Origin of the sequence: Pseudoalteromonas shioyasakiensis (assembly GCF_022398475.1) — a bacterium.
In the GTDB taxonomy this organism is placed as follows: Bacteria; Pseudomonadota; Gammaproteobacteria; order Enterobacterales; family Alteromonadaceae; genus Pseudoalteromonas.
The window spans coordinates 1-11,392 of the sequence record NZ_JAKEVM010000139.1 but is presented as its reverse complement, the minus strand read 5'-3'; the positions used below and the strand labels follow the sequence as shown (position 1 = coordinate 11,392).

Sequence of the window (11,392 nt, the reverse complement as noted above, 5' to 3'; positions counted from 1 at the left end):
TGTTTATAACACGCCTTTTTTGTGTCATCTGTATAGCAAATAAATCTTAAAATACTACAAAAGTGTACAGTGCCATCTGGCAAATCATAGGATATGGTAGATTTTTAATTGCCAAGGAGTGTGTGTACATGAGTCAGCTCATCAGTCGAGCAACCGCGGGATTAGTGGCCGTTATTATTGGCTTTACCAGTTCAATCGCGCTTATTTATCAGGTTGTTATGGTGTTAGGTGGCACACCTGATTTAGTTGCCAGCTGGGTGTTAATGCTTGGTCTTGCGATGGGCGTTAGCTCAATTGCGTTGTCTTATTATTACAAAGTGCCCATTCTTATCGCGTGGTCAACAACTGGAGCGGCACTGCTTATTTCAAGTGCCCAAGGGTATAGCTTAAACCAAGCTGTTGGCGCGTTTATGTTCTCGGCGGCGCTGGTGTTTTGTCTGGTATTACCGGCGTGTTCGAAAAAATGATGAACAAGATCCCAAGCCAATTGGCTTGTGCCATGCTTGCAGGCGTGCTGGTGAATTTTGGTATTGATGTGTTCAACTTTATGAATGAGCTACCTTTAGTCATTGGTTTAATGGTGGCTGTTTATTTATGTGGAAAGCGCTATTTCCCACGCTTCGCTATGCTTGCAGTGGTTGTTGCGGGCTTTTTAATGGCTGGTGTGACTGGACAGATTGATACCTCTAGCTGGCAGTGGAAAATGAGCGAGTTTGCTTACATTGCGCCTGAGTTTGACTTAAACGCCATGATAAGTGTTGGTTTGCCGCTGTTTATTGTCACCATGACGTCGCAAAACTTACCGGGTATTGCTGTTTTAAAAGCGCATCACTACAAAGCTCCGGTGTCTGCAGCGCTAAATGTAACCGGGCTACTAAATGTGTTTATTGCGCCTTTTGGTGGCTATGCCATTAACCTAGCGGCCATTACCGCTGCCATTTGTATGAGCCCCGAGGCTGATAAAGATCCAAACAAACGTTATTGGGCAAGCATTGCTGGTGGCGTGTTTTACATTATTATGGCGCTCCTCGCTGCAACGCTAGTTGGCTTGGTTGCAAGTTTGCCACAGGCATTGATTTTGGCGTTGGCAGGCATTGCACTCTTTGCCACCATTGCGAGTAGCTTACAACAAGCATTAACTGAGGCGTATTATACCGAAGCTGCGATCGTGACCTTTTTGGTCACAGCCTCTAACCTAACCTTATTCTCGGTCGGTTCTGCGTTTTGGGGGATTGTTGCTGGCACGGTTACCTTGCTAATGACACGTAAAGATTAATGACACGCTTCAATATTAAAAAAGGCCCTAGTTACGTATATAATAACCAGGGCCTTTCGTTATTTAAGTAATGGTTTTATCACTTCAAACATCGCATTGATATGGTCATCGCGGGTATTCAATGCAGGAATGTAGCGGTACTTTTCACCGCCAGCGTGTTCAAAGTTTTCGCGGTTTTCGCCTTCGAGTTCTTCTAATGTTTCTAAACAGTCGGCACTAAATGCTGGGCTTAGAATTGCAACGTCTTTAATACCTTCAGCAGGGTAGCTTTCAAGGGTTGCGTCTGTGTATGGCTTTAACCATTCAGCTTTACCAAAACGGCTTTGGAAAGTTGTTACAGCAAAGTCTTTCTCAAAGCCAAGTTTCTCTGCCACTAAACGGGTGGTTTGCATACAAAAACAATAGTATGGGTCGCCGTTTTCTAAAAACAGTTTAGGTGTACCGTGGTACGAAAACACCAATTTTTGCGGCATGCCATGGGCATATAGATCTTCGCTAATGCTCGCAGCTAGAGCATCAATGTATGTCGGGTTGTCGTGATAGCCATTAATAAAGTGTAGCTCTGGCACCCAGCGCCACTTACGAAGAACATTCGATACCGCATCGAACGTTGAACCAATTGTGGTGCTTGAATATTGGGGGTACATTGGCAGCACAATCACGCGAGTGATGCCTTTTTCGCGAAGCTCTTCAAGGCCTGCTTCAATTGAAGGGTTTCCGTAGCGCATGGCCATGACCACTTCAGTGTCATGGTGTCCTTTGTCTTTTAAAAGGGCTGCCAATTTTTTGCTTTGCTCTCGGGTAATGTGCGTGAGTGGTGAGCCGTTTTCAGTCCAGATGCTTTTATAAAGTGCTGCTGAGCGTTTTGGGCGTAACGTAAGTACAAAGCAATAAAGGATGATCATCCAAATAAAACGTGGGATCTCGACAATTCGAGGGTCTGATAAAAACTCGCGTAAATAAGTTCTAAGTGCCGCGGTAGTAGGGGCGTCTGGGCTCCCTAAGTTAGTCAGTAAAATGCCCGTTTTTTTGTTGAATCGGCCGTCATGAGGCTTATCGGTTATGGCGGAAAATCGCGACACTGAGTGCTCCTATATGAAGTAATCGTAATATAAATCACATTGTAACGAAGTAAGCTGATTATGTGATCACTTTATTCGCTAATTTTTGATCATGATCCTAAAAGGATTCGGTTTTCTTGCTTCAAGCTGCTGCAGTTTTGCAATCGATTTTGCGCCAAACACATGCCCTCTAGGTAATAACAAGATACCGTCGTAGCTTCTTAGTGCATGTCCAAGTACCATGCCGTTTTTAAGATCTTGAGCCGAGATAATTTTCATGGTGCCGACTTTTTGATCGCTGGCACAGCTTATTTTAATGCTATCTAATACTTCTAAAATTTTTGGGTGATAGTGAGTGCCGCTGTATAGCCGTAGCTGATCAAGTGCACTTTCGTAACGGCTATTATCTTGTACTGTGATGTGTGCAATTGCCTGCCAGAAATCGCGGGCTACCGCTAAAATCATTGCCGTAATTGGTATTTCTTTGCCCTTTAAGCCCTTCGGTGTGCCTGAGCCATTGTAGTGTTCAAATTGGTAATAAATAGCCTCAGAAACATCATGTAAATGAGTCGCGGGCATGAGCATCAGCTGAGCGGTACTTGGGTGTGTGTAAAAAATCTTTTTTTGGTTCTCAGTGAGTTCTCTGGTTGGTTTTTTATACAGCTCAGGCTCCATGGCGAGCAAGCCTATTTGTGCAAGATAACCTGCCATTTCAGCCATATCGATATGTTGTTTGTCTAAGCCAAGTTGTTCTGCAATTTGCTTGCTGGTGGCGGCGATGTTTTGCGCTTGCATACCATCCAGATAAGGGTTGGCATTAATAAAGTTATATAAAATTTCGAATGTGGCACGGTGTTCGTGTTTTTCACGCTCGTTGACTTCTTCGAGTTGTTTGAGCACTTTTCGAATTTGTAGAGTGCGCTTTTCTACCATTTGCTCAAGGTTGTTGTTTAGCTCTTTTAACTGGCTGTTTTGCGCTTTTATTTTTTGCTCTAACTGCTTGTTTTGGCGCTTTAATGAGGTTTTTTCTATGCCATCACTAATGTTGCGCAGCAGCAACTCGTTCTGCCAAGGCTTTTGAATATAGGCATGAATTTTACCTTTATTGACCGCAGCAATGGTGTTGTCTATATCTGAGTAACCGGTTAGCAAAATTCGGTGTGGTTCTGGGTCAATATTAAGTGCTTGAGCAAAGAAGTCGGCGCCATCCATGTTTGGCATTCGCATGTCGCAAATAATCACATCGAAGCTATAAGTGGCCAAAACTTTTAGCCCATCAAGTGGATCTGAGCAGGCTTTTGCAGTGATGTTGCTTGCTGCTAATAAGCGTAACAATGTGCGCAGCACGATTTCGTCATCATCGATGCATAAAACCTGAATATGTTGTTTGCTAACTTGTTCTGCCATACCGTTTTAGAGTGAATCATCGTTAATCAATAACATAGCCTTAAATCAAGCCATGTGCTAGGTTTTAAAAGAGACAAACAATGTTTGAGACGAAAATGGATGACTTTAAGCAAGCCTATTTGTTAGAAAAAGCGGCCAGAGAAGAAGCTGAACAATTGCTCGCTGATAAAAGCCGTATTCTAGTGGCATTAAACAGTGAGCTTGAACAAAAAATTGCTGACTTAGAGCATCATCAAGCTATGTTCATTCAAGCCGAAAAAATGGCCACTTTAGGCACTCTTTGTGCTGGGGTAGCCCATGAAATAAATAACCCTCTTGCCTATAGCATTAGTAATGTGGATTGTTTAAAAAATTACTGTAATTACTTTAGCGAGTTACTTGCTGTATGTGATGAATTTGCCTGCAATGATACTGATAAAGCCACGTTTTGTAAGCAGTTAACAGAGCTTAATAAAGTGCACTCGTTTCGCTTTATGGCTGATGATTTACCTGAACTAATAAGCGACACCTCACAAGGCTTGCAAAGGATCAGCAAAATTGTGGCTAACTTATTAGACTTTTCGCGGCCTAAAAGTCACGACAAACAATTTGCCGATATGACCGAGGCGGTAAAAAGTGCCGTTAAACTACTCGCTAATCAACTTCGTAACTGCCATTTACATACCCAGTACAGCCCTATATCACAAAGTTGGTGTAACTTACCCGCCATAAGCCAAGTAATCGTTAATATCTTAATTAATGCCAAACAAGCTTGTGATAATTTAAGCGCAAAAGCTGAAATATCCGTTGCTGTGTATGAACTTGAACAGCATATTTATATCGATGTTGAAGACAACGGCGCCGGTATGTCAGAAGAAACCATTGCGAAAATATACGACCCTTTTTACACCACTAAACCCGTTGGTGAGGGTACCGGCATGGGGATGACCATGGTGTATGCCATAGTGCATGAACATCAAGGGTGTATTGATATTCAAAGTACGGAAGGAATGGGCACACGAATTAGCTGCGTGTTCCCGGTGCTAAGTCAGGTCAGGAAGACTGTAACTAGCTGACAGCATTTCAGTTGTTGCAAAAATTTGTGAATTCGCTAGGGTAGGAATACACCCTTACCAAAACAACATGTAAAGGCTCAATATGCTTAACCAACAAAGTTCGGATGTATTTAAAAATTACCTCGCTAGTAAAAGCGAAACTAATCAAGTTAGTTTAGATCAAGTGATTGGCTATATGTCTGGTTTGTTAGCCTGCTCAGAGTTTTTTGGTGAGTCAGAGTTAGCAAATTATATAGCCGATAATGATGAAGCGGTATTCAACACCTTAATGACAGAATCAGAGCCGCGCGATGCAATGATTGAGCTGCTCGATAACGTAACCGAAGCTCAAGTTGAACAAAAGAAAATCTTAGCCGAATTATACCCAAATGAAGTTAACAGCAATGAACCAAGCCAAGCATTGCAAGATTTTTGTAGCGGTTATATTGCGGCGTACATTGTGAATCAAGATATTTGGCACAGCGATTTACAATTTTTACTCAAAGCTGATGATCAGCAAGAAAACGAAAGCGAAGATGGTCAGTTGTTTATTGATAATTTTGAAGCAACACTCGATTTACTAACCACTTTTGCAATGTGGGATCAGGCGCTGGCAAATCACCCTGAACCAGAAAAACTAGGCGAAGGGTTTGCCACCTTCTTTAATGCGCTAGACGAGAGCTTATCTGAGATTGCTACTATGGCGTTAATGCTTGAAGATGAAAAACTGGCGATGCTTGAGCAAGATCAGTAAACATTTCCCTCCTCAGTAGAGATAAGCTGATAGTTGCATTATTTTGCTTATTTCTACTGAAAAACGAATAATTCCAACTTTAAAAATTCCATTAATACTACAAATGGAAATATTTATACCTAAGTCGTACCTGATTTTTCTTTCATTTTGTGGATTTGTTGATAGGATGTTTTGCAAGAGTTAATTCGCAGGCTTGAGTTAGCTTTCAAAATCGTGATTTCTAAAATCAACAACACGTGCTTAGTGCTTTTCTTAATTTCTCCAAAAGGGGCGTCTTTTTGTTTTAAGGAAAGCCGGAATATCAACAGGATACACATGACAACACATTCTTTAAGTATGCTGGCCGTTGCGGTTAGTGTGGCTGTTTCTGCGACTTCAGTGCAGGCAGCAGAGCAAGCATCTGCTGTAAAAGCAGATAAAAACATCGAACAAATCTCTGTATTAGGCTCACGAGTTGCCAATCGTACAGCTACCGAATCAACATCGCCGGTTGATTTGATTGATGCTGACGACTTAAACAAAGGTGGTTTCACTGAACTGGGCCAAAGTCTGCAAGCGACGGCTCCTTCATTTAACTTTTCTCGAACGCAAGTGTCAGATGGCTCTGACTTATTTAGACCTGCGACTCTTCGTGGTTTACAGCCAGACCAAACGTTAGTGCTTATCAATGGTAAACGCCGTCATAACCAATCTATTTTTGGCTTAAATGGTACTGTAGGTGCCGGTGCTGCGGGCACTGATATGAATGCGATTCCGCTTACTGCGTTAAAAGGTGTTGAAGTACTTCGTGATGGTGCTGCTGCGCAATATGGTTCTGATGCGATTGCCGGTGTTATCAACTTATCGTTAAACGATTCAACGGGTGTTACAACGGGCTATGTGCAAGCGGGTAGCACGGGGGAAGGCGATGGTGACACTATTTCAATGGGTTTAAACCGTGGCTTTGATTTAGGTGATGAAGGCGGCTTCATTAACTTTTCTTTAGAATACCGTGATGCTGATGGCACCAACCGAGCTGAGCGTGACACTGGAGGCTCAGTTGATGTACCAGCCGGTACGCTGTCTGACGAAGTTCGTTGGGGACAGGGTAATGCTGATAGCGAATTTACGTCTGTGTTTTATAACATGGCATTACCATTTGGTGAGACCGAGCTTTACTCATTTGGCGGATACTCAAACCGTACTGCGCTAGGTAATGGTTTTTACCGTAACTTTGACCAAGCAGCGAAGAACGTTGTGCAAGTATATGGCGATGGCTTTTTACCTCGTATCGATAACGAAGCCGAAGATATTTCGTTTTCACTTGGTTTGCGCGGAGAGTTAAATCCAGATTGGAGCTATGACGTATCTGCCGTATATGGTGAAAATAGCTATGATTTCACTTCAAAAAATACTCTAAATGCGTCGTATGCTGCTGAATATGTGGCGAATAACCCAGATGCAAGTGATGCTGATATTGCTGCTAATGCAGGCCCTTCAGGCGGATATTCAGGTGGCTTTAGATTTGATCAAACAACAGTAAATGCAGACCTTAATGGTATTGTAGATATTGGTCGCAGCGAGCCTTTATATGTATCTGTGGGTGCTGAGTACCGTAAAGAAAATTATGAAATCGTGCCGGGCGAAGAAGCCTCTTATGCGTGTGGTTTAGCTAATTCAGATAGCTCATACCCTGCGGTAAACGACAGCAGCGTATTCGCTGAGTGTGGTTTCCAAGCTTATAACGGTTTGCGCCCTGAAGCGTCAAACAAAGAGAGCCGTCACAGCTATGCATTTTATGTAAATGCCGAAACGCTGATCACGGACGCATGGCAAGTAAGCACAGCGCTTCGTTATGAAGACTTTTCTGATGCCGGTGATGACATCATTGGTAAGCTAGCAACGCGCTATGAAATTACCGATGACTTTGCCGTGCGTGGTGCGATTTCTTCTGGCTTTAGAGCACCATCACTGCAACAAAGTGCCTATACAGCTTACACCACAAACTTAGGTGCTGGTGGCGTGTTATTGCAATCATTCACAGCAACAGCGGGCTCTGATTTTCCGTCAGCACTTGGCGTCGATAGCCTTGGCCTTGAAAGCTCAGAAAACTTAAGTGCAGGTTTTGTTTACAACGTAACCAGCGATTTATCGCTAACTGTTGATTTTTACCATGTTGCTATTAAAGACAGAATTACCCTTGGCAGCTTAATGTCGGCGGACGATGTTTCGTTTAGTGCCGAGGCCGTGGCCGCGCTTAATGCAACAGGGGCACAGCAAGCCAACTACTTCTCAAACTCAGTTGATTCAACCACCAAAGGGGTTGATATTATTGCTTCGTACCGCACCGATTTGTACGACGGTAATTTCTCAGCAACCTTTGCGGGTAACATTAACGAAACTGAAATTGATGATGTAAATGCACCTGAGGGGATTCCTGAATCAATCGCCCTTGATGATTTACAACGTAGTTTCTTAACAGACGGTCAACCAGGTGAGCGTGCTACGCTAACGTTTGAATACGATCGTGGCGATTTCAACAGCATGCTACGCTTTAACTACTATGGTGAAACAGACGTTAAATACTTTGGTAATGACCACATTGGTTTACCTGATGAGCTATCACCTACCGGTGAGTTTAAAGACACAAGCACGGTAGAGTCTGCGGTATTAGTGGATGTTAACGTGGGCTATCAGCTAACTGACGAACTCATGCTATCGGCGGGTATTGATAATATCTTTGATGTAACGCCAGACGAGCTAGGCGAAGATGAAGCACTTGATTTTATTACGAATAAAGCATTCAAATACCCTGTTCGTGCACTACCTTATGGTTTTGATGGTATGACCTACTATGCAAAATTAAGTTTTAGTTTTTAATTCCTAAGTTGATATGAAACTTAAATAGCGCCTAATGGCGCTATTTTTTTGCTTAATTGTAGTATCCGACATTTGTCGCTTTATCAATGACAGTTGTCTTTAATTAGAGAGTTGCAAGGGGAAAGTTTGCGAGTTTCGAGGTGCGAGATACGAGATACGAGATACGAGATACGAGATACGAGATGCGAGATGCGAGATGCGAGACAAGAGATGCGAGTCTGTAGCAGCGATTTTATATCGCGTTTCTCTCGAACCTAGCCATGTAGGCGTTATGCTTGCATGGCGCGCGAAACAAGTTTCACGCCTACGTCTAATAGTTTTACATTTGATTGGTGTTTAAGAGTTCATGGCTAAAGCCATTCCTACAAACGACATCAAATTTGTAGCAGCGATTTTATATCGCGTTTACTCTCGTATCTCTCACCTCGCATCTCGAACCTAGCTCCTAGTTCCTAGTCCCTAGTCCCTAGCACCTAACCCCTCGAACCTAGTCCCTTTTAACTCGTTCGCATATCTCGCGCATTTGTTGTTTTATTTCGGGTTCTTTTTCATCGAATAATTTGGTGATACGTTCGATATAGGCATGGTTTTCTTCGAATGGTACGTCGATTTCGTAGACATCGGCAGCTTCTCGTAGCATTTCTTTATCAAACTCACTGAAAATATCGACCATTTCTTGGGCTTTTTCTCGCTCAATACCGAGTGCTTCAAATGATGAACGGCCCATGCGCATGGTGCTGTCGTAGGTTTCGCGAATAATATCTCGACAGCCGTAAGCCCATAAATCGTATACATGATGGCGGTCTACAGCGCGGGCAACCACATGTAAATGCGGGTAATTTTGCATCGCATAACGAACTAATTTAGTGATTTGATCGGCATCATCAAGCGCAACAACCAGCAGTTTTGCATCTTCAATGCCTGCAGCACTGAGTAGATCTGGTCGAGTGGCATCATCAAAAAAGTTACGAATACCAACATGCTCAAGGGCTTCGAGTTGCTTGTAGTTGTAATCAATCACAGTGGTTTTATAACCGCCAGCTTGTAAAATACGGTCAACCAGCCCACCCATTCTGCCTGAGCCTGCAATGATCACATGGCTATCATCAGGGAACTCTTCTGTTTCTTGCCCTGCTTGCTCACAAATAAAGCGTGGTGCTATCACACGTTGATACAGAATAAATAACCCCGGCGAAACCAGCATGGATAAGGTCACAACCAGTAATAGCTGGTCGGCAACGGCTGTGGCTAAAACATTATTAGAAACACTGTAAGCAAGTAGTACAAAACCAAACTCACCAGCTTGTGCAAGCCCCAGTGCTAGCAACCAAAGTGCGGCGCCTTTTAGGCCAAAAATACGGCCTAAAATTAATAGCACAACTGTTTTAGTTACAATCAGTGCGCTAGTTAATAGCACGATGGTAGCTAGGTTATCTGCGAGTAATTGAAAATTGATACTTGCGCCAACGGTGATAAAGAATAATCCAAGTAATAGTCCTTTAAAGGGATCGATATTACTTTCGAGCTCATGTTTATAAGGTGAGTTTGCAAGTACAACACCCGCTAAAAAGGTGCCAAGCGCAGGGGATAAGCCAACTAACGACATCATTAAAGCGATACCAATAACAAAGAATAGGGCTGTTGCGGTAAATAACTCGCGAAGCCGTGCCAGTGCTACAAATCTAAAAATCGGTGCGGTTAAGTAGTTACCACCAAAAACGACGAGCGCGATCATACCTAAAGTAACCAGCGCTGCTTGCCAGCTTTCAAGGCCCGCCACCAAGCTTAAGCGAGCATGACCGTCTTCGCTTGCATGGGTTGTATCTGCAATAGCGGGCGCTAATTCAGGTAAAGCCAGTAATGGAATAAACGCAAGCATAGGAATAACGGCTATATCTTGGGTGAGTAATACGCTAAATGAGGCTTGGCCACCATCTGATTTTAATAGCCCGCGCTCTGAAAGCGTTTGCAGTACAATAGCGGTCGATGAAAGCGATAATATTAAGCCTATTGTAAGTGCTGTTTGCCATGCATGACCAAATGCTAAACCAATTCCAGTAAAAGCGGCTGCTGAGAAAACCACCTGTCCGCCACCTAGGCCAATAAGCTGCTTTCGCATTGACCAAAGCGCTTTGGGTTCTAGCTCTAAGCCAACAATAAATAACATCATTACCACACCAAACTCAGCAAAATGCTGGATGGCAATCACATCAACATTTAAAAATGTCAGTGTTGGCCCAATAACAATACCTGCGAGTAAGTAGCCAAGCACTGAGCCAAGTCCAAACTTGCTGGCAATAGGCACGGCAATAATGCCTGCAATAAGGAAAATATAGGCGATTAAGAGAAAGTCAGTCATCGTAATCCTGTTTGTTTTTAATTAACTATGATTGTTTTCGCTAGTTTTGCCAGCAGTTAGGTAGTGAATGCAATAAAAATACGAATTTAGTCAGAAAAATGACAACAAGGCATGGTGTTTAGTAAAAGCGCTTAAGACAAAATAAGTGGGGAAATCGTCGTTTTTTTCTTAAAAACCGCTTGCGTAGCGCTTAGGTAGGTATATACTCGCAACACTTTAAATAGGAGCAAAAAATGAGCAAAAAGAAACAACGTACACAAGGCCAAGTTGATACTGGTCGTGGTGTAATTAACGATAATGTGTACGCCGCAATGGTTACATCTAAGCTGTTCACCGCAAAAGTAGAGAAACCTAAAAAAGGTAAAGGTGCATATCAACGTAAGGCAAAGCATGCAGGACGAGAGTCCTATTTAATCGCTGCTTAATTAAGTTGTGATCAAATAGGATTTTTGTGAAAAGCAAACACTGAGTGTTTGCTTTTTTTAGGACTAAAATTCGTGTTAAGAATAATTTTCACTCAATTTTTATAGAAATTTTTACTTGAAAACTAATTTATTCGTTATATACCCATAATCGACACAATCATTATTTTCACCTACCCTCACACAAGTGTTGCTTGTTTTTTATACAAGTCAGGAGTGC

At 42.7% G+C, this 11,392-nt stretch carries 7 protein-coding genes and 1 pseudogene; 5 read left to right on the top strand and 3 right to left on the bottom strand.

Annotated features, from left to right (window positions below):
- Positions 1-128: 128 nt before the first annotated feature.
- Positions 129-1,276, top strand: a pseudogene (locus L1D51_RS17915) (benzoate/H(+) symporter BenE family transporter).
- 59 nt (positions 1,277-1,335) lie between these two features.
- On the opposite strand, the gene hemH reads toward L1D51_RS17915, so the two are convergent.
- Together hemH and nosR are read right to left on the bottom strand one after the other, a co-directional pair.
- Positions 1,336-2,358 (bottom strand): ferrochelatase, encoded by a 1,023-nt coding sequence (gene hemH / locus L1D51_RS17910; RefSeq protein WP_239964418.1) that lies wholly within the window; start codon positions 2,356-2,358, stop codon positions 1,336-1,338.
- Between the two features lie 78 nt (positions 2,359-2,436).
- Entirely contained in the window at positions 2,437-3,744 is a 1,308-nt protein-coding gene (gene nosR, locus L1D51_RS17905; RefSeq protein WP_239964417.1) for a response regulator c-di-GMP phosphodiesterase, NosR family, read from the bottom strand.
- 80 nt (positions 3,745-3,824) lie between these two features.
- Between nosR and L1D51_RS17900 the strand changes: the two genes are divergently transcribed.
- From L1D51_RS17900 to L1D51_RS17890, 3 genes are all read left to right on the top strand, one after another.
- Positions 3,825-4,799, top strand: coding sequence for a sensor histidine kinase (locus L1D51_RS17900; RefSeq protein WP_239964416.1), 975 nt, complete (start codon positions 3,825-3,827; stop codon positions 4,797-4,799).
- An 82-nt stretch (positions 4,800-4,881) separates the two neighbouring features.
- On the top strand, positions 4,882-5,532 hold the full coding sequence (locus L1D51_RS17895) for a UPF0149 family protein (protein ID WP_239964415.1): 651 nt from the start codon (positions 4,882-4,884) through the stop codon (positions 5,530-5,532).
- A gap of 315 nt (positions 5,533-5,847) precedes the next feature.
- Entirely contained in the window at positions 5,848-8,391 is a 2,544-nt protein-coding gene (locus tag L1D51_RS17890) for a TonB-dependent receptor plug domain-containing protein (RefSeq protein WP_054563241.1), read from the top strand.
- A gap of 487 nt (positions 8,392-8,878) precedes the next feature.
- Here L1D51_RS17890 and L1D51_RS17885 read toward each other — a convergent pair whose 3' ends face one another.
- Positions 8,879-10,750: a monovalent cation:proton antiporter-2 (CPA2) family protein gene (locus L1D51_RS17885; RefSeq protein WP_239964414.1), complete on the bottom strand. Its 1,872-nt coding sequence runs from the start codon at positions 10,748-10,750 to the stop codon at positions 8,879-8,881.
- A gap of 233 nt (positions 10,751-10,983) precedes the next feature.
- On the opposite strand from L1D51_RS17885, the gene arfA reads away from it, so the two are divergent.
- Entirely contained in the window at positions 10,984-11,175 is a 192-nt protein-coding gene (gene arfA / locus L1D51_RS17880; protein WP_054563243.1) for an alternative ribosome rescue factor ArfA, read from the top strand.
- Positions 11,176-11,392: the final 217 nt, after the last annotated feature.